Source organism: Gemmatimonadota bacterium (genome assembly GCA_016712265.1).
Lineage (GTDB): Bacteria > Gemmatimonadota > Gemmatimonadetes > Gemmatimonadales > Gemmatimonadaceae > RBC101.
In genome coordinates this window covers 506,884-525,598 of the sequence record JADJRJ010000027.1, presented here as the reverse complement: position 1 = coordinate 525,598, position 18,715 = coordinate 506,884, and the positions used below count along the sequence as shown (strand labels likewise).

Here is an 18,715-nt window from a genome sequence, read left to right as displayed (position 1 = left end):
TTCTGCCGTCTATCGCCTAACGTCTGCCGGTCAACTAATCGACCGGCAGCCCCCGCTCCTCGGTGTCGCCGCGACGCTGCTTCACGATGCTCGCGACGACCCCCGCCGCCAGGATCAAGGCCACGACTCCGAGGAGATAGAAATTGAAGCTCGGCCCGATGTACTCCTTCAGCAGGTCGGCCACCAACATCTTGATCCCGACAAGCCCCAGGATCGCCGCGAGCGAGACCTTGAGGTACGTGAACTTGTCGATCGCCCCGGCCAACGCGAAGTAGAGCGACCGCAGCCCCAATATCGCGAAGACGTTGCTCGTGAAGACCAGGAACGGGTCAGTCGTGATCGCGAAGATCGCCGGGATCGAGTCCACCGCGAAGATCAGGTCCGTCGTCTCCACGAGGACGAGCGCCACCGCCAGCGGGGTCAGGACTCGCTTCCCCTCCTGCACGATCGAGAAGCGCTGTTCGTGGTAGGTTGGCGTGACGGGAAAGAAGCGCCGTACCCAGCCAATGACCGGGGAATCCCCAACCTTTTCCGCACCTTCGTCCCCTGAGCGCAACATCTTCCACGCCGTGATGACGAGGAACGCACCGAAGATGTAGAGGATCCAGTGGTAGCGGGCGATGAGCGTGGCGCCGAGCAGGATCATCGTCCCGCGCATCAGCAATGCGCCCAGGATCCCCCAAAACAAGACCCGGTGCTGGTACTGCGACGGCACGCGCAGGTACTGGAAGATCATCGCGATCACGAAGACGTTGTCCGCGCTCAGCGAGATCTCGATCACGTACCCGGTGAAGAACTTCACGGCAGCCAACCGCCCGTCGTTCACCACCCCATCGAGCTTGTCGACCGTCGAGCCGAGTCCCAGGTAGTGGTTCTCGTAGAGCACGTACACCACGCCAACGAACACCAGGGCCAGGACAAACAGCCCGGCCGTGAAGGTCAGCGCCTCACGGATCGAGACAACGTGCGCCTTGCGGTTGAGGACGCCAAGGTCCACCGCCAGCACGACGAGGACAAAGGCGATAAACCCGCCCCAGGCGAGGAGTTCAGGAGGAATGGGCGAGCCTCGACGGGTTGCGCATCTGTGCAGGAAAGTAACCGGGCTGTTAACCCCCAGCGGCCTCCATCGCCGCTTCCCAGGCCGTCATCGCCTCCGCGAGCTTCGCGGTGGCGCCCTTGAGTTCGCGGTTCAGCTGCTCCGCCCGCGCCCGTCCGTCCGGGCCTTCGTACGTCCCGGGATCGGCCAACAGCGCGGTCAGCCGAGCCACTTCGGCGTCCAGCTCGGCCGCCCGGGCCTCCGCACGTTCCAGGTCGCGGCGGGCATCGCGACCGGAGGACTTCGTCTTCTGCGCGTCGCGCGCACGGAGCCGAGCCTGGTCCTTCTCGCGTTCGCGCTCGGCAGCGGCCACGTCCGACGCCCGCTTCGCAGCGGTGGCCTGCTCCCGCGCGCGAAAGTCCTCCCACTCGACGAAGTCTCCATCAAACACCCGCATCTCGCCGTCGCGCAGCTCCCAGACCCGCGTCACGAGCTTGCGAAGCAACTCCCGGTCGTGCGAAACCAGGAGGACAGTGCCTTCATATGACTCGATCGCGTCTTCCAGTTCCTCGATCGACTCGACGTCCAGGTGGTTCGTCGGCTCGTCGAAGATCAGGAAGTTGGCCCCGTCGAGCATCATCATCGCGAGTGCCACCCGCGCCAGCTCACCACCCGAGAGCGACGACGTCGAGCGCTTCACCTCGTCGCCGGAGAACTGCACGCGACCGAGGTGCCCCTGAATGGCGCCACGTTCCCACATCGGACGCAACGCCCCGATCACGTCGTAGATGGAGCGGTCGCGCGGGACGTTGGCAAAGTCCTGCGTGTAGATCGACGGCTGGATCGCCCCACCAACGCGGATCTCGCCGTGTGTCGGCGGCCGCACCCCAACGATCGTGCGCAGCAACGTCGTCTTGCCCGTCCCGTTGGGACCAATGAGGCCGACTACGTCGCCGCGCCGCACCCAGTTGGTGAAGGGCTTGAGCAGCACGCGGTCACCGATCGACACGCTCGCGCGCTCGAAGGCCACCACCTGGTCCCCGCCTCGGGCGCTGGGCTCGAAGCGCACGGACATGGCCGACGCATCGTCTGGGGGTGGCGTGAGGCGCGGGAGCCAGGAGAGGCGCTTGCGTCGCCCTTGGGCCTGCTTGGTGTTCTGCCCGGCAATGTTGCGCCGGATGTAGTCCTCCTCGCGCGCAATCGACTTGCTCTGCTTGTCGAATGCGCGTTGCTGCGACAGGCGTCGCTCGCCGCGTTGCTGGACAAACGCCGCATAACCACCGGTGTACGCCTGGGCGCTGAGGTCCTCCAGGTGCAGCACATGGTCGACCACGCGATCGAGGAAGGCCCGGTCGTGTGAGATGATCAGCTGCGTCTCGCGTGAGGTGCGCAGGAACTCCTCCAGCCAGGCCGTCGTCTCGAGGTCCAGGTGGTTCGTCGGTTCGTCGAGGAGAAGCACGTCGGCGGGGATGGCCAGCTGACGGGCCAGCGCCACCCGGCCACGTTCACCGCCACTGAGGTGCACCAGCGGTGTCGTGCGCGCGGCCGCCGCGCTGAAACCCAACCCTTCGAGGACGGCGTCTACTGTCGATGTGTAGGTGTATCCCCCGTCGCGCTCGAACCGCTCCAGGTCGCGCGAGTACCGGTCGAGCTGCGCCTTCGTGGCGTGGGCGCCCGCCTCGGCCAGGGCGTTGGCCTGCAGGGCGAGGTCCAGCTCCAGGTCAATCAGCGAGCGGAACGCCTCGGCGACCGCCTCCCAGATCGTGGTCGCGCCTGGGAACTCGCGATGCTGGTCCAGCACCGCGTACCGGAGCCCGGGGGTCCGCGCGATCGACCCAACGCTCGGCGCCTGAGCGCCGGTGATCAACCGGAAGAGGGAGGTCTTCCCCGACCCATTGCGCCCGATCAGCCCCCAGCGCTCCCCTGCCCCAATGGTGCAGGTGACGCCTGAGAGGATGGTCGTCGCGCCGTATTGAACGCCGACCCCGGACAGCGAGAGCTGCGTCACCCGTGGTGCCTCGCGTGCATCAGCGCCCCACCCAACCCTTCCATACCGCCTCGTCCACCCCAAGGGTCAACTGGTGCTGGAAACGTACGAGTGGGGTTTTTAGCATGAGCGGCTCCTCGACCAGCTTTTCCAGCCACCGATCGTCGCCGTAGCGGGCCTGTGCCAGCCCCAGATCCAGAAAGCGGCGGGAATCCCGATCGATCAGGGCAGCGACCCCGAACTTCTGGGCGAACCGGCGCAACTCACCCAGAGCGGCGGCCCGCTCGTTCAGGTCGACGAAATGCGTTTTCACCCGTCGCTCACTGAAGAAGCGAAGGGCCTTCCGGGTTTCTGCGCTTTTCTTCGTTCCGAAGATCTGGACTTCCATAAGGAAAGCTGCGCTTTCGCGCTGAAAACTCGGCGCCGGGTGGTTCCCGAATCCCTCGCGAGCTGTCATTGTAATCACCCTATGCACCCCCCCGCGCGCCATCGCCCGTACCGTCCTGCCCCGTGGCTGGTCAATCCGCACCTCCAGACGATCTGGGGTCGGTTGGCCCGGCGCCTTCCAGCACTGCCTCTTCGGCGTGAGCGCTGGATCACCCCGGACGACGACTTTCTCGATATCCAGCGGATGGACGCGTCCTCACCCGACGCCCCGACCTTCCTCCTGCTGCATGGATTGGAGAGTAGTCTCCGCTCGCACTACATCCTCCCGATCCTGAAGTTGGCGGCGGCGCGGGGTTGGGAGTCCAATCTCCTGTACTTCCGCGGATGCAGCGGCGAACCCAATCGCCAGGCACGCTCCTACCACAGCGGCGAGACCACGGACGTGGCGATGGTTGTCGAGCGATTGAAGAACGAGCGGCCCGACGCGCCGCTCATCGTGGCCGGCGTCTCGCTGGGCGGGAACGTGCTCCTCAAGTACCTCGGCGAACAGGGCGAGGCGCTCGAAGGGGTTATCACCGCCGCCACGGCCATTAGCGTGCCGTTTGACCTGGCACGATCCTGCCAGCACCTCGACACCCACGCGTCGTTTTACACCAACTGGTTTCTCAAGACGCTCCGTCCAAAGGCCCTCGCCAAGGTCGCGCAGTTCCCGGGCCTGGCAGATCCGGAGGCGATCCGCCGTTCCAACTCGATGTGGTCGTTTGACGATGCCTACACGAGCGTGGTGCATGGCTTCGCCGACGCCGCCGATTACTACCGTCAGAGCAGCGCCATCAACTTCCTGGGAGGCGTTCGCGTCCCGACGCTCCTGTTGTCGTCGCACGACGATCCATTTCATCCCCCGGACCTGCTATACGACGTCGAGGGAATTGCCCGACGGAATTCGGCGCTGGTCACGGAGTTCGTTGATGTCGGAGGACACGTCGGCTTCGTGGAGGGCGCGGTACCGTGGCGGACATCGTCTTATTGCGAGCGACGCGCCATCGAGTTCGGCGTGTCACAGCTGAACAACGACCTGTCCATGGTGCTGGAGACGCGGTAAGCTACAAGGCACGCTACACGCGGCTTCCTGCCGTCTGCCGTCTGCCGTCTACCCACTGACCCATGACCGAAGCCACCATATTCGTCGCGGTCATTGGGGGACTCTTCGTCCTTCGCGTCATTGCGGCCACCTTCGTGTTCCTGGTGTTGCTGCCCCAGGGAGATCGGTGCATCGACTGTGACGCGCCCACGGTGCGCGTGGCCTCGCGCCTACACGACCACTGGCTGCCGTGGTTCCGCAAGAGCTGGTGCTTGCGCTGCGGATGGGTAGGGTTGTTGCGACGCGGGCCGCTGACAACCGACGTCGATCCGGTGACCTATGAACCCATGGCGAAGAGCCGCAGCCAGGCCGGCCAGTTCCCCGAAAGGTCGAAGAAGTCGTCGAAGTAGGTGAGCCCCGCCCGCTCCAGTTCCTCTATGACCTGGGGCAGGGCATCGGTTTCATGGATAGGTCCGATGACAATCAGGGCCCCTTCGACGCGGAACTCCTCATCCGTCAGCCCAAGGCGTTCATCGAACGCGGTCCGGTTCAGGCCAGTGCGCTCAAACGCCTCGCGGCGAATGACGAGGGACGGATACTCGGCGGCAAGAGGAAGCGGCATGGCGGGAGTCTAACGGGCCCCCCGTGCTTTTCCGCAGGGGGCATGCGGCCGGGGAATGGCGCGGGCGTCATAATACTTGCCTATGGCAAGCATTCGATGTACTCTAGCAAGTACCGGACGTCGACTCTTGCCGTTTCCAACCCACGCCTGGCCACACGCCATATGGACGCACGAATCGAGACCGTGCGCCGCTTCAGTCGCCTGTACACGAAGCGGATCGGGCTCCTCCACGAGGGATTCCTCGACAGCCCCTTCAGCCTCACCGAAGGGCGGCTCATCTACGAACTCGCCCAGCGAGACCAGGCCACGGCCAGCACCCTCGGTGCCGCGCTCGGGCTCGATGCCGGGTACCTGAGTCGCGTCCTCCGATCCCTCGTGCGACGCGGCATTGTACGCAAGCGCAAGTCGCCCGAGGACCGGCGCCACTACCTGCTCTCGCTGAGCGAGCGCGGCGCCCAGGCCTTCGCGCAGCTCAACGCCACCTCGCAAGCCGAGGTCGGGTCCATGCTCGCCGGGCTGGCCGAGGACGACCAGCAACGGTTGGTGACGGCGCTATCCCAGCTCGAGGCCGTCCTGGGCGATCGCCAGGAACCGCGCGTACCGTATGTCCTCCGCCCGCATCACGTCGGCGACATGGGGTGGGTCGTCGAGCAGCAGGCGCGCCTGTACAACCGCGAGTTCGGGTGGACCAGCGAGTACGAGGCGCTCTGTGCCGAGATCGTCGCGCAGTTCCTGCGACACTTCGAGCCGGACCGCGAGCGATGCTGGATCGCCGAGCGCGAGGGAGAGCGCGTCGGCTCCGTCTTCCTGATGCGGCATCGGGAGCGCGACCGCGTCGCACGACTCCGGCTGCTCTTCGTTGATGAGCGCGCGCGCGGACTCGGGATCGGCCAACGACTGGTACGCGAGTGCACCCAGTTCGCTCGCGAGGCCGGATACCAGGCGATCACCCTCTGGACCAATTCGATCCTCCACGCCGCGCGGCGCATCTACCAGCACGAGGGCTACCGCCTCGTGCACGAGGAGGCACACCACACGTTCGGCCACGACCTCGTCGGCCAGACCTGGGAGCTGGCGCTGTGACGGCAGTGGCAGCAGGACCACGTGAGGTGTTTGACCTCGCGGCGTTTCGCGCGTGTGTGGCGACCGTGCTTGCCGATGCGATGACGTCGTACGAACCGGTCTTCGTTCAGTTGGCGCCGGGTGAGCGACCGCAGCTCGAAGCGCTGTGTCTCGAACATGCGATAACCCTGGTGGATTCCATCGATCGGCAGCTCGCCGACCTGGCCGCGGTGCGACTCCCTGGCGGAACGGCCGATGATCGCGGGAGATGCATCGCCGACCACGTCGTCCGCGCGGGCGATGTGGATGCGTGCGGACTCTGGGTCCTGCTCCCGTGGGAGCTACGCCTGGTGCACCTCCTCGACCCCGAGTCGTATCTCGAGGTGATCACGAGCCGCAACCGGGAGAAGATCACGCGCGACGAACAGGACCTGTTGCGCTCACGACGTGTCGGCGTGGTGGGGCTGTCGGTTGGCGGCGAGGCCGCGGTCGCCGTCGCTCAGGAGCACCTCTGCGGTGAGATGGTGCTTGCCGACTTCGACGCGCTCGACCTGTCCAACCTCAACCGCCTCGGCGCCGGCTTCGACGACCTCGGACAGAACAAGGCGATCCTCGTTGCGCGACGCATCGTGAAGATCGACCCATACCTGCGGCTCCGTGTGTACACCGAGGGCGTCACGCCGGCCAATGTCGACGCCTTCCTCGACCGACTCGACCTCCTGATCGAGGAGTGCGACAGCCTCCCGCTCAAGTACCTCATGCGCGAGAAGGCCCGGGAACGTCGGCTCAACATCATCTTCGCCGGCGACGAACGCGGCTTCCTGAGTCTCGAGCCGTACGCGACACATCCCCGGCTGCCGGCCTTTCATGGTCGAGTCACGGGCCCGCAGCCCCCACGGGACGCGTATGCGACCGCGAGTGAGTTCCTTCGGGCGCTGACCGTGTGGCTTGGCGGATGGGACGCGATCTCCGAGCGCTCGCGGCGCTCGCTGGAGGGGGTGGGCACGACGCTTGGTGGCTACCCGCAGTTAGCCGGAGAGGCCCGCCTGGCCGCCGGGCAGCTCGCGTGGTTTGCTCGCAAGCTGCTACTCGGCGAGGCCGTGGAGCCATTCGTCGGGCACCTCGATCTCGACGAACTGGTGGCCCGCCCGATCGCCTGATCCTTCGCCGGCCAACGGCCCGCATTGCTTGCGGACGTTGCTAGCTTGCGTTCCATGGGGTCGACGCGGACCGAGCAGGATTTCGACGTCATTGTGGTCGGGGCCGGCCACGCCGGCACGGAGGCCGCCGTCGCCGCCGCCCGACTGGGCTGCCGAGTGGGGCTGATCACGAGCGCCCTCGAGACCATCGGCCAGATGTCGTGCAATCCGGCCATCGGCGGTGTGGCCAAGGGAACGGTCGTGCGAGAGGTCGATGCCATGGGTGGGATCATGGGCCGCGCGACTGACCTGGCGATGATCCAGTTTCGAATGCTGAACCGGAGCAAGGGCGCCGCGGTCTGGGCCCCACGAGCCCAGTGCGACCGCGGGCTGTATCGCCGCGCCGCCCGGACGCTGATCGAGGAACAGCAAGGGCTCCACACGATCCAGGGAACGGTCGCCAGCCTCCTGATCGACGGCGCAGAACTCCACGGCGTCGCCACCCTGGAAGGCCGACAGTTCGGTGCAAAGGCCGTGGTCATCACCACAGGCACCTTCCTCCGCGGCCGGATCCACATCGGGACGGAAACGCGCATCGCCGGCGGACGGGCGGGGGAGAACTCGTCAACGCACCTTGCCGAGCAGTTGGAGACGGCCGGGCTCACCGTCGCACGGTTCAAGACGGGCACCCCTCCGCGCATCGACGGCCGGTCGGTGGACTACTCCGCCCTCGAGGAACAGCACTCCGAGGTCGAAGCCTTCGACTATTCCTGGTCACACTTCTGGGAGACTCCTAGGCGCCAGAATGGCGACAGCCGTCATCCGGAGCAACTGAACTGCTGGATCACCTTCCTGGAGAGTGAGGGGAAGGAGATCATCTCCAACAACATCGGCAAGTCGGCGATGTACGGCGGCGCGATTGGGGCGATGGGACCGCGGTACTGTCCTTCGGTCGAGGACAAGATCGTGAAGTTCCCGGCTGCCGAACGCCACCAGATCTTCCTTGAGCCCGAGGGGCACGACACCGCCGAGTTGTACGTGCACGGGATGTCGACCTCGTTGCCGGCTGAGGTGCAGCTCGAGGTGCTGCGTTCGGTGGCTGGCCTGCGCGACGTCCGGATGACGCGGGCAGGTTACGCCATCGAATACGACTATTTCCCGCCGACCCAGCTCGATCCGTCACTGCAAGTTCGGGCGATTCCCGGGCTCTTCTTCGCCGGGCAGATCAACGGGACCACCGGGTACGAGGAGGCTGCGGGGCAGGGACTGGTCGCGGGGATCAACGCAGGATTGCGTGCGCAGGGACGACCGCCGTTTTCGCTCGGTCGGGAGACGTCGTATATCGGCGTCCTCGTCGACGACCTCGTGCACCGCGGCGTGGACGAGCCCTACCGGCTCTTCACCTCGCGATCCGAGTTCCGGCTCACCGTGCGACAGGACAATGCGATCCGGCGCCTTGCCCCGCTGGCCACTCAACTCGGCATGCTCTCTGACGCCGAGCAGGCGATGGCGGCGGAGCGCATGCGTGCCGAGGATGAGGCGCTTCGCCTGGCCGACGAGACGAGTATTCGGCCGGATATCGCGAATCCGCTCCTGGCGTCCCTGGCGAGCAGCCCGATTCCCCACTCGGTCAAGGTGGTGGAGCTGGCGCGTCGGCAGGGGGTGGAGTTGAGCGCGCTCCTGAGCGCATCCGGGGTTGGAGCAGGACTCAGCGCCGACGCCGTCGTGAGCGCGGAGCTGCAGATCAAGTACGCGGGGTATTTCACTCGCGAGCGGTCGGCGGCGGAAAAGCTCCAGCGCATGGGGGCCTTTCAGCTGGAGGAGGAGGTGCCCTATGAACAGATGCGCTCAGTCTCGTTCGAGGCGCGCCAGAAGCTGGCCCGACTCCGGCCGCGAACCCTGGCGCAGGCGGCCAGCGTCCCGGGAGTGAGCCCTTCCGATCTCCAGAACATCGTGCTCGAGGTGGAACGCTGGCGGCGCGTTGCACGTGCGGCAGGGGAAACGTCCTGACAATGTGACCGAACCCGCCCCCAACCTTCGCCGGACCCCACCGGGTGGCTCCTGGCTGCCCTGTTGGTGGCGTTCGGGTTCTTCCCGATCGTGAATTGGATCCCCGGCGGCCGCCAGGCGCCGTGGTACGCGCAGGTGGCGAGTGGGTGGCTGAGCGGGACCGCGATTGTCGTTGGAGTAGGGCTGGTCACGGCCATCCTCGGTCGACGGATCTCGTTCACGGCGCGATGGTGGGACTCGCTGGCGAACCTCTCCATGCGCCGACCAGTCGGCGCGGGTGCGTTCCTCGGCGGCCTGGCGTTCCTGCTGTATGCGTGCATCGCGTGGTTCGTCTTCGACGGGACACCGCTCCATTTGGATGAAATCGCGCAGGTGATCCAGGCCAGGATCTTTGCGCAGGGCCGTCTCTACCTCGACGCACCGGCCTTTCCCGAGTTCTCGAGCGCGTTGCATGTGCTCGATTCCGACGGAAAGTGGTATGCCCAGTTTCCCCCGGGGACCGTTGTTGCTGGTGCCCGGGGTGTGGCTCGGAGCCCGTGGCTCGTGGGACCGGCACTGGGCGGCGTGAGTGTCGCGCTCTTCTGGGCGATCGTGCGACGTTCCGGGGCCAGTGCGGCCGTGTCGTTAGGCAGCGTCGTGGTGTTTGCCCTCGCGCCGTTCATGGCGTTCATGGCCGCGTCCCACATGAACCACGTGGGGACGTTGTGCCTGGCCCCTGCTCGCCTGGTGGGGTGCGACGCGTCATGCGGAGCGCGCGTCGATCGCCATGGCGATTGTCATTGGCCTCGCGCTGGGATGCGGTGCGACGGTGCGACCGGTGGATGCCCTCGCGGTTGCGCTGCCGATCGGAGCGTGGGTGGCCTGGCGCCTCGTGCGCGGCACCGAACGATGGGCACATGCAATCGCGATGTTGTGCGCGATGTCGATCCCGCTTGGGATTCTATTGTGGTACAACCAGGCGACGACCGGGGACCCCCTGCTCTTCGCGTACGAGAAGTTGTGGGGCGCCGAGCACGGGCTGGGCTTCCACGCGTCGCCGTGGGGGATGCCCCACACGCCGGCGACCGGGGTGGAGCTGGTGAGCCTCTATCTCCTTCGGCTGCAGACCTATCTCTTCGAGACCCCGCTCCCGAGCCTGCTGATCGTATTGCTCGGCGCCTTACTTTCCTGGAGTGGGCGGCTATTTGAGCGAAATTGGCTCTTTACTGGCTTGTTGGTGTGCGGGTTATATGGTCTTTACTGGCATGATGGGTTCTACCTGGGCCCCCGTTTCGTCTTCCTGCTGGTGCCGCTCTGCGCGTGGTTTGCTGCTCGGGCGCCCGGGGCGGTGGTGAGGAGATGGCCCGGGGCGCGTGGTTTTGTGGTCGGAGCGTCCGTCGCGGCGGTCGCCCTGGCTGGTATGAGCGTCATGGGCGACCGAGGGAGGCAGTACGCTGCCGGCCTCGCGCCGCTCAGGTGGCCGGTGACACGGATGGCCGAACAGGCTGGCGTGCGGGAAGCTGTGGTATTGGTGCGAGAGAGCTGGGGTTCACAGTTGATGGCTCGTTTATGGGCTGTTGGTGTGTCGCGCTCGCAAGCAGAGTGGGTCTACAGGAGCGTCGATGCATGTGCACTGGACGAGGCACTGCAGGGTCGGGAGCGGGGGGCGGCAGCCACCGAGGTGGACTGGAGCCGGCTTGTCGGTGACTCTGCCAGGCTGATCCCGTCGCCTTGGTCGCCGGACCAATCAGAGCGAGCGCTCCCGGGGCGGCCGTACTCAGCCCGATGTCAGCAGCGAGTCCTCGAGGACCGGGCCGGCACCTTCATCTGGGTCGGACTGCTCGCCAGGGATTGGGGCTCCAACGTCTACCTCAAGGACCTGCACGATCTCAACGCCCGCCACGAGGAGCTCCGGGATCCGCGGCGTCCGTGGTACCTGCTCCGCTCCGCGGACGGGAGCGCAGGCTCTCCGCCTGTGTTTGTCCCGATCAACCGGGATTCCGCGTTGGCGGAGTGGAGCGCTCGACCCTGAGCTTGGCTCGTCGGAGGACGTAACCGAAGCAGCGGTCGCAGAGATACCGCGATCTCCTACGAGACCGGATCATCCGGATCGTGACGCAGGAACCGAATGAAGGTCGGGTTCTCGGGATTCGCCCAGTAGCAGGCGTGGCACCGACACCCTCTGGTGAGGCATTGTCCGGGTTTGAGTCCGCAGGACGGGCTGCACTTGCACGCCTTCCAGGTGGTCATGTCCGTGGGATGCACCCGGTAATAGCCATCTGGCGGGTACTTCAGCATTCCGGTGGGAGTCGGCTGCCTGCGCATATGAGTTATCACCCTCGGGATAGGCGTGGACGGCCCCCAGGGTGAACTTTGCCCCGGTTCATGGAAGGCCTGACGACGTCCGCCGTCTCGCCCTCGCCAACGGGCGGCCCGGCAGAGCCCGGCAGACAATCTGCCTGGACTGGCCGCCGATTGGGGCGTTCATGGGTCCCCCTCTAGCCGTGAAGGCATGGGCAGGGGAGCCGTTTGGGAGGGGAAGGCGCGGGTGGCAGTGGTACTCCACAAGGTGTCCACAATGTGGAGTTGCCTCGTTTCACGTGAAACAATGACTGTGCCGCCACCTCCCAGGCTCCCAGGACAGGCGCCGCTACTGGGAAGTTCCACGTGAAACACTCCTAGCCCCCTGCCCCGTTCACACCCATATTCCGCCCCCCAGATCCACCAGCGGCCGGCGTGTCACGAGTCATCGCGATTACCAACCAGAAAGGCGGCGTCGGAAAGACCACGACCGCCGTGAACCTCGCAGCCTCACTGGCTGCCGCTGAGCAGCGCACGCTCCTGATTGACGCCGACCCCCAGGGGAATGCGACCTCCGGGCTGGGGATCACGCCCGAGGAGATCGGCTACACCACCTACGATGTCCTCCTGGAGCTCTGCCCGGTTGCCGAGGCCATCCGGCGAGGCGTTCACTTCGCCAAGCTCGACCTGATGCCCGCCACCCCAGACCTGGCCGGCGCAGAGGTCGAGCTGGTCGGCGTCGAAAGTCGCGAGCACCAGATGCGAAAGGCGATCGCTGAGCTGAGGCCCCAATATGACTTCATCCTCATCGACTGCCCACCATCGCTCGGCCTCATAACCCTCAACATGCTGACGGCGGCGGATGGAGCCTTGATCCCGCTCCAGTGCGAGTACTTCGCCCTCGAGGGGATTTCGCACCTGCTCAAGACCATTGACCTGATCCAGAAGGGGCTCAACCCCCAACTGGTCATCGACGGCGTCCTCCTCACCATGTTCGACGCCAGACTCAACCTCTCTCGCCAGGTCGCAGCCGATACCCGGGCATACTTCGGCGACAAGGTTTTCAAGGCAGTTGTCCCCAGAAACGTGCGCCTCGCAGAGGCTCCGTCGTTCGGCAAGCCTATCATCTCCTACGACATTGCTTCAGTGGGTTCATCGACCTATCTGTCATTGGCAAAGGAGGTTATTAGCAGAACGCAAACGTACGTTTCTCCTGATCGACCGGTCGAACCCCATACTTGACGTTCCACACCAGCTTCCACATCTGCACAACTGGCTTGCCATCACCTTCCCTGAACCATGACCCCCGCTGAGAAGCCGCGACGCCTCGGACGAGGCCTTGAGGCCCTCATTGCTGCCGCCGGACCACCCGCCGCTGCCCCAGCCGCCGCCGCTCCACAGGCCGCGGCCGAGGCCGCGCCGCCGAGTGCGCTGCGCGAGCTGCCCATCGCCGCGATTCAGCCCAATCCGTACCAGCCGCGGCGCTCGTTCAACCCCGAGGAGTTGCAGGAACTCGAGCAGAGCCTCCGCACCTCGGGGCTCCTCCAGCCGATCACGGTCCGCCAGGGGGCCGAAGGTACCTATCAGTTGGTAGCAGGTGAACGGCGCCTGCGCGCGGCCACCCGGCTCGGCTGGAGCGCCATCCCCGCCATCGTCAAGGAGTTCGACGACCGGGACATGCTGGTCCTCGCCATGGTCGAGAACCTCCAACGCGCCGACCTCAACCCGATCGACGAGGCCCTCGGCTACGAACGCCTCACCCGCGACTTCGGCCACACCCAGCAGCAGGTCGCAGATGCTGTCGGCAAGGACCGCTCCACGGTCGCCAACTTCCTCCGCCTCCTCACCCTCCCCGAGGGGATCCGCAAGCTCGTCCGCGAGGGCCAGCTCACCCTCGGCCACGCCCGCGCCCTGCTCGCCCTGCCTAACGAGCGCGCCATGATCGAGGTGGCCAAGCGGACGGTCGACGAGGGACTCAACGTGCGCCAGGTCGAGCGGCTCGCCCACGACACCCGGCCGGCCGCCACCTCCGGCAAGCCGACGACGCCCGCCACACCACGCAGCGCCTCCGCCCACGACGCCGAACTGCGGCGCCTCACCGAACTGCTGCGCCGACGACTCCAGACCGATGTCCGCATCGACTTCCAGCCCGGCTCCAAGGGAGCCGTGATGCTGAGCTTCTATTCGGCCGACGACCTCCACCGCCTCGTCGAGCTGGTCCTCGGAACTCCCCTCGACGACGCCTGAGCCCCTCCATGTCCATCTTCAACAAGCCCAGCAACGAGCGAACCATGACCCGCTCCGAATATCGAATCCAACGGCGTCGTGAAGGTCGAGGGAACCATCGAGGGTGCCGTGCGCGGCGCACGACAGGTCCTACTCGGCAAGTCTGGCGTGATCCTCGGCGACATCCACGCCGCTGACGCCGTCCTCGGCGGCAGGGTGGTCGGTTCCATCGTCGCCACCGAGCGGGTGGAACTTCAGGCCACGGCGTCTATTGAAGGTGACGTGAACACACGCAGCATCGTGGTGTTCGAAGGCGGGCAGATCAACGGCACCGTCCGAATGGGCGAAGCCGCAGCCCGTGCACAGGGCTCCCCGGCCATCCGCCTCGCGGCCGACGCCTGACCTCACGAGGGGTCCGTCTCATGCGCCTGATCCGTTGCACCACCCTCGCCGTCCTTGCCGTCGTGCTCGGCTGCCAGAAGAGCGAGGCCCCGGCCAGTGACGCGTTCCGCGTGGCGTTGCTCACGCCGGGCCCCATTAGCGACAAGTCATGGAACGGGGGCGCCTACGATGGACTCCTGCGCATCCGTGATTCGCTGGGGGCCGGCGTGAGTCACATCCAGACGAAGACCCTGCGGAGTTCGAGGAGAACTTCCGGCAGTACGGCGCGCAAGGATACCGCGTCGTCTTCGGTCATGGGTTCGAGTTCCAGGACGCCGCGATGCGCGTCGCTCCCGAATACCCGAAGACCCTGTTCATCACCACATCGGGAAGCACGACCGGACCCAACCTCGCGGGAATTCGCTTTGCTTTCGAGGAACCCTCGTATGCGGCCGGCGTGCTCGCGGCTCACATGACGAAGACCGGCCGTCTCGCCGCGATCGGTGGCACGGAGCTGCCGCCGGTGAAGTCGTCGTTCGAAGCATTTGCCAACGGCGCACGATCCGTGAAGCCGGACATCCGCGTCTCGATCTCCTACGTCGGCAACTGGGACGATGTCACCGCCGGAAAGGAGCAGGCCCTGGCACAGATCGCCGCCGGAGTCGACGTGATCTTCCAGAACGCCGACGCCGCCGGCCTGGGAGTATTCCAGGCCGCGCGGGAGTCAAAGAAGGCCTGGGTCTTCGGCTCCAACGCCGACCAGAACGGGATAGCTCCCGAGGTGACGTTAGGCAGCGTGTTGATCGACCTGCCGCTGGCCTTCATCGACATCGCGCGCGAAGTGAAGGCAGGGACCTTCGTTCCACGCGTCGTCGCGCTCGGTACGGCGAGTCGCGTCGTGCGATTGGTCTTGAACCCTGCCGTGGAGGGCCAGCTCCCCGCCACGGCCCGCACGGCGGTGGATTCCGTGGTCGCGGCACTCGCCAGCGGTTCGGTGATCATTCCCGTCCCCTCGCGGGACTCGACCAAGTGAGTTTGCCCACGGCCAGCCAGGTCGCGGCGCTCCTGGACGAGCGCCTGGCGTCGTCCGGGTTTCCGGACTATCCGCCAGCACTCAACGGGCTCCAGCTCGATCATCAGGGGCCGGTTCGCAAGGTGGTCGCGGCCGTCGACTTTTCGCGTCGCACCATCGATGCGGCGATCGCCGCGGGGGGCAACCTCCTCGTGCTGCACCACTGGATGTTCTGGGGCGGCAACCAGCGGCTGGTGGGTCATCACTACGAGCGACTCCGCGACCTGCTGTCGCACGACATCGCGGTGTACGCCTCGCACCTGCCCCTCGACGCGCACCTCGAACTGGGGAACTGCGCGCAGCTCGCGCGCCGACTCGGCCTGACGGTCAGCGGCCGGTTCGGTCAGTACCAGGGGGTACCGATCGGGGTGATGGGTGAAGCTGACCTGCCACTCATGGATCTGTTGTCACGGGCGCATGCCTTTTCGGTCGCGCTCGGCGGCAGTGCCCGCGCGTCTCATGAGGTCGCGGGGCAGCACTGTCATCGATGGGCGATCGTCACCGGGGCCGGTGCAGATGCCACCACGTTGCGCGAGGCTCGCGCCTGTGGCATCGACACCTTGATCGTCGGCGAAGGACCGCACCACACCACGGTCGATGCCGCCGAGTTGGGGGTGACGGTGATCTACGCTGGCCACTACGCCACCGAGACGCTCGGTGTGCAGGCCCTGCTCGAGGTGGTGGGCAGGGAGTTCGGCCTCCCGACGGAGTTCCTGTACCTCCCCACGGGATCGTGACCTTCGCGCTCGAGCTGCGCGACATCTCCCGTCGATTCGGTGACGTGGTGGCGCTCGACGGTGCGACGCTGGCGGTGCGCCCGGGCACGGTCCACGCGCTGCTGGGCGAAAACGGCGCCGGGAAATCCACCTTGATGCGCGTGGCGTTCGGGCTGGTGGCACCGGACCAGGGCACGGTGCACGTCGATGGCACCGCGCACACCTGGCGCAACGCGGCCGACGCCCTCGCGGGAGGGATCGGGATGGTGCACCAGCACTTCACCCTGGTGCCGGCGATGACCGTCGCCGAGAATGTGTCGTTAGGCGATGGTGGTCGATGGCGACGCGGTACGGCGGTGGCGCGCGTGCGTGCGCTGGGGGACGAGACCGGCCTGGTGGTGGATCCCGAGCTGCTCGTGCGTGACCTGCCGGTGGGGGCGCAACAACGCGTGGAGATCCTCAAGGCGGTGGCGCGCGACGTGCGCGTCCTCATCCTCGACGAACCGACGGCGGTTCTGGCGCCCCCGGAGGTTGAGGCGTTGCTGGCGTGGATGCGGCGATTCGTCGCCGATGGCCGCCGCGCCATCGTGATGATCACGCACAAACTGCGCGAAGCGCTTTCGGTGGCCGACCAGGTAACCGTCCTGCGCGCGGGTCGCACGGTGTGGGATGCCGCCGCGTCGGCCAGTCCCGAAACCGAGTTGGTGCGCGCCATGCTCGGCGGTGATGTCGGCACGTTCGCCCCGCGACGTGGCGAGCGTCACGCGGGACCGGTGGTCCTCTCCCTCACCAACGCGAGCGTGCTCGCTCCTTCGGGCCAGGTGCTGCTCCACCCGACCACAGGCGAGGTCCACGCCGGCGAGGTGCTGGGGATCGCTGCAGTTGAGGGGGCCGGCCAGGCGGCCCTGTTGCGGCTCCTCGCCGGTCGGCGAGATCCCACATCGGGCGAGGTACGGCGCCCCGGCGACGTGTCGTTCATCCCGGAGGACCGGCACCGCGACGCGGCCGTGCTCGAGTTCACGCTCACCGAAAACCTTGCCCTGCGGGGGCTCTCCACGGCGCGCGCCCTGGACTGGGACGCGGTGGCGAGGCGGGCGGACCAGGTCCGGCAGTCGTTCGACGTCCGGTCGGAAAGCGTGGATGACGTGGTGGGCACCCTCTCGGGCGGCAACCAGCAGAAGCTGGTACTTGGGCGCGAACTCGACCCGCGGCCCGACGCCATCGTTGCGGAGAATCCCACGCGAGGGCTGGATGTGCGCGCCACGGCCGCCGTGCTTGACCAACTACGCGCGGCTGCGGACGCCGGGGTGGCGGTGGTCTGCTACTCGACCGACCTGGATGAGGTGTTGTCGGTCGCCGACCGGGTGTGGGTCGTCCACGCGGGACAGGTGCGGGAGATTGCCGGGGACCGGGAAACGATCGGGCGGGCGATGATCGGGGCGAGCGCACCACGGGTCGCATGAGCACGCGGCACGCCGGGCGGGAAACGGCGATCCTCGTGGTCGCCGTGGTGCTGGGCATGTCGCCATGGTTCAGTGCCACCGTGACGGCGCCGTTGATGGTCCAACAATGGGGAGCAGGTGAGAAGTTGTGGCTTACGCTCGCCGTGCAGCTGGGCTTTGTCGCCGGGAGCATGATCTCCGCGGCCTTCCTGCTCGCAGATCGCTGGCGTCCGCGCCGCCTCGCCGCCGGGAGCGCCTTGGTAGCCGCGCTGGCCACGGCGGCCCTGGTCCTGCCGGGAATCGGGATGACGCATGCGCTGGTTTGTCGCATCGTCGTCGGGATGGCCCTGGCAGGGGTGTATCCGCCGGGGATCAAGATCGCCGCTGGCTGGACCCTGACGCGCCGCGGCCTGGCGATTGGCGTGCTGGTAGCGGGCACCACGTTGGGCTCGGCGGTGCCGCACCTGCTTCGCCTGGCGGTCGCCCCGGACGACTGGCGCCGCTTCCAGCTGCTCGCTGCGGCGTGCGCGGCGGCTGGTGCGGTCGTGTTTGCCTGGCGGGTGACCGAGGGGCCGCACCAGGCGCCATCGGTGCCGTTCGACCCCCGGGCGCTCGGCCGCGTGTGGCGGAACCGCCAGGTGATGCTGGCGACCGGTGGCTATCTCGGACACATGTGGGAGCTCTACGCGATGTGGAGCTCGATCGGCCTGTTCTTTGGAGCCGTTGCCAGTGAGCGCGGTTGGCCGACCGCGAGCGCGGCGGCCCTCTCGTTCCTGACCATTGGCGCCGGTGGGGTGGGATGTGTGTGGGCCGGGCTCGTTGCCGATCGGCTTGGCCGGGCACAAACGAGCATTGTCGCGATGGCCGTGAGCGGAGCATGTGCCCTGGCCATTGGGCCCCTCATGCACGGCCCGGCCGTGGTGTTGGTGGCCGTGGCGGTGGTTTGGGGTATGAGCATCGTTGCGGATTCCGCGCAATTTTCCGCAGCGGTCACTGAATGGTCGGACCGCGCGTACGTCGGCACCAGCGTGACCATCCAGACCGCATTGGGGTTCTTGTTGACGGTTGTCACGATCAGGCTGGTGCCCGGGTGGAGCTCCGCGTGGGGATGGGAGATGGCCTACATGCCGCTCGCCATCGGGCCGGCGCTGGGCATCCTGGCGATGCGCCGATTGGCCCGTGATGAGTCGAGTCGCCGGGCACTGACTGCGACCAGCGACGGTTGAATAGGTTGTGGCGATGGCCCCGACGTAACCCCACCTCCCGCAGGAACC

17 protein-coding genes and 1 pseudogene are annotated in these 18,715 nt (G+C 66.7%); 13 read left to right on the top strand and 5 right to left on the bottom strand.

Annotated elements, in window-relative coordinates; all coding sequences use genetic code 11:
* Nucleotides 1-34 precede the first annotated feature (34 nt).
* The 3 genes from IPK85_06675 to IPK85_06665 are packed head-to-tail and all read right to left on the bottom strand — an operon-like array spanning nt 35 to nt 3,411.
* On the bottom strand, nt 35-1,057 hold the full coding sequence (locus IPK85_06675) for a TerC family protein (GenBank protein MBK8247065.1): 1,023 nt from the start codon (nt 1,055-1,057) through the stop codon (nt 35-37).
* 49 nt (nt 1,058-1,106) lie between these two features.
* Nucleotides 1,107-3,044 carry an ABC-F family ATP-binding cassette domain-containing protein gene (locus IPK85_06670; GenBank protein ID MBK8247064.1) on the bottom strand — a complete coding sequence of 646 codons (1,938 nt, stop codon included), beginning with the start codon at nt 3,042-3,044 and terminating at the stop codon, nt 1,107-1,109.
* Nucleotides 3,045-3,063: 19 nt separating this feature from the next.
* Complete coding sequence (locus IPK85_06665; protein ID MBK8247063.1) at nt 3,064-3,411, bottom strand: arsenate reductase; 348 nt, start codon at nt 3,409-3,411, stop codon at nt 3,064-3,066.
* Between the two features lie 81 nt (nt 3,412-3,492).
* On the opposite strand from IPK85_06665, the gene IPK85_06660 reads away from it, so the two are divergent.
* Together IPK85_06660 and IPK85_06655 are read left to right on the top strand one after the other, a co-directional pair.
* On the top strand, nt 3,493-4,512 hold the full coding sequence (locus IPK85_06660) for an alpha/beta fold hydrolase (protein ID MBK8247062.1): 1,020 nt from the start codon (nt 3,493-3,495) through the stop codon (nt 4,510-4,512).
* 62 nt (nt 4,513-4,574) lie between these two features.
* Complete coding sequence (locus IPK85_06655) at nt 4,575-4,901, top strand: hypothetical protein (GenBank protein ID MBK8247061.1); 327 nt, start codon at nt 4,575-4,577, stop codon at nt 4,899-4,901.
* On the opposite strand, the gene IPK85_06650 is transcribed toward IPK85_06655, so the two are convergent.
* Nucleotides 4,829-5,113, bottom strand: coding sequence for a hypothetical protein (locus IPK85_06650; protein MBK8247060.1), 285 nt, complete (start codon nt 5,111-5,113; stop codon nt 4,829-4,831). The genes IPK85_06655 and IPK85_06650 overlap by 73 nt on opposite strands.
* Nucleotides 5,114-5,275: 162 nt before the next feature.
* Between IPK85_06650 and IPK85_06645 the strand changes: the two genes are divergently transcribed.
* From IPK85_06645 to mnmG, 3 genes are read left to right on the top strand one after another with little or no spacing between them, the layout of a single operon-like run.
* Nucleotides 5,276-6,196, top strand: a complete 921-nt coding sequence (locus tag IPK85_06645) for a bifunctional helix-turn-helix transcriptional regulator/GNAT family N-acetyltransferase (GenBank protein MBK8247059.1) — start codon at nt 5,276-5,278, stop codon at nt 6,194-6,196.
* On the top strand, nt 6,193-7,335 hold the full coding sequence (locus IPK85_06640) for a ThiF family adenylyltransferase (protein ID MBK8247058.1): 1,143 nt from the start codon (nt 6,193-6,195) through the stop codon (nt 7,333-7,335). Before IPK85_06645 ends, IPK85_06640 begins: the two co-directional genes overlap by 4 nt.
* A 54-nt stretch (nt 7,336-7,389) precedes the next feature.
* The gene (mnmG, locus tag IPK85_06635; GenBank protein ID MBK8247057.1) at nt 7,390-9,324 is read left to right on the top strand and encodes a tRNA uridine-5-carboxymethylaminomethyl(34) synthesis enzyme MnmG; all 1,935 of its coding nucleotides are present in this window, start codon (nt 7,390-7,392) and stop codon (nt 9,322-9,324) included.
* A 407-nt stretch (nt 9,325-9,731) separates the two neighbouring features.
* On the opposite strand, the gene IPK85_06630 is transcribed toward mnmG, so the two are convergent.
* The gene (locus tag IPK85_06630; GenBank protein ID MBK8247056.1) at nt 9,732-9,995 is read right to left on the bottom strand and encodes a hypothetical protein; all 264 of its coding nucleotides are present in this window, start codon (nt 9,993-9,995) and stop codon (nt 9,732-9,734) included.
* A 95-nt stretch (nt 9,996-10,090) separates the two neighbouring features.
* Here IPK85_06630 and IPK85_06625 point away from each other — a divergent pair, with 95 nt between their 5' ends.
* The 8 genes and pseudogenes from IPK85_06625 to IPK85_06590 all read left to right on the top strand — a co-directional run bounded on the left by IPK85_06625 (nt 10,091) and on the right by IPK85_06590 (nt 18,667).
* A complete protein-coding gene (locus IPK85_06625) occupies nt 10,091-11,335 on the top strand; it encodes a hypothetical protein (GenBank protein ID MBK8247055.1) in 1,245 nt (414 codons plus the stop codon).
* A 704-nt stretch (nt 11,336-12,039) separates the two neighbouring features.
* Entirely contained in the window at nt 12,040-12,846 is an 807-nt protein-coding gene (locus tag IPK85_06620; GenBank protein ID MBK8247054.1) for a ParA family protein, read from the top strand.
* Between the two features lie 57 nt (nt 12,847-12,903).
* Nucleotides 12,904-13,851 carry a ParB/RepB/Spo0J family partition protein gene (locus IPK85_06615; protein ID MBK8247053.1) on the top strand — a complete coding sequence of 316 codons (948 nt, stop codon included), beginning with the start codon at nt 12,904-12,906 and terminating at the stop codon, nt 13,849-13,851.
* Between the two features lie 78 nt (nt 13,852-13,929).
* The gene (locus IPK85_06610) at nt 13,930-14,232 is read left to right on the top strand and encodes a polymer-forming cytoskeletal protein (GenBank protein ID MBK8247052.1); all 303 of its coding nucleotides are present in this window, start codon (nt 13,930-13,932) and stop codon (nt 14,230-14,232) included.
* A gap of 235 nt (nt 14,233-14,467) precedes the next feature.
* Nucleotides 14,468-15,244 (top strand): annotated as a pseudogene (locus IPK85_06605) (BMP family protein).
* A complete protein-coding gene (locus tag IPK85_06600; protein MBK8247051.1) occupies nt 15,241-16,020 on the top strand; it encodes a Nif3-like dinuclear metal center hexameric protein in 780 nt (259 codons plus the stop codon). Before IPK85_06605 ends, IPK85_06600 begins: the two are co-directional and overlap by 4 nt.
* Nucleotides 16,017-17,462: an ATP-binding cassette domain-containing protein gene (locus IPK85_06595; protein MBK8247050.1), complete on the top strand. Its 1,446-nt coding sequence runs from the start codon at nt 16,017-16,019 to the stop codon at nt 17,460-17,462. The genes IPK85_06600 and IPK85_06595 overlap by 4 nt, the downstream gene beginning before the upstream one ends.
* The gene (locus tag IPK85_06590) at nt 17,459-18,667 is read left to right on the top strand and encodes an MFS transporter (protein ID MBK8247049.1); all 1,209 of its coding nucleotides are present in this window, start codon (nt 17,459-17,461) and stop codon (nt 18,665-18,667) included. Before IPK85_06595 ends, IPK85_06590 begins: the two co-directional genes overlap by 4 nt.
* Nucleotides 18,668-18,715 lie beyond the last annotated feature (48 nt).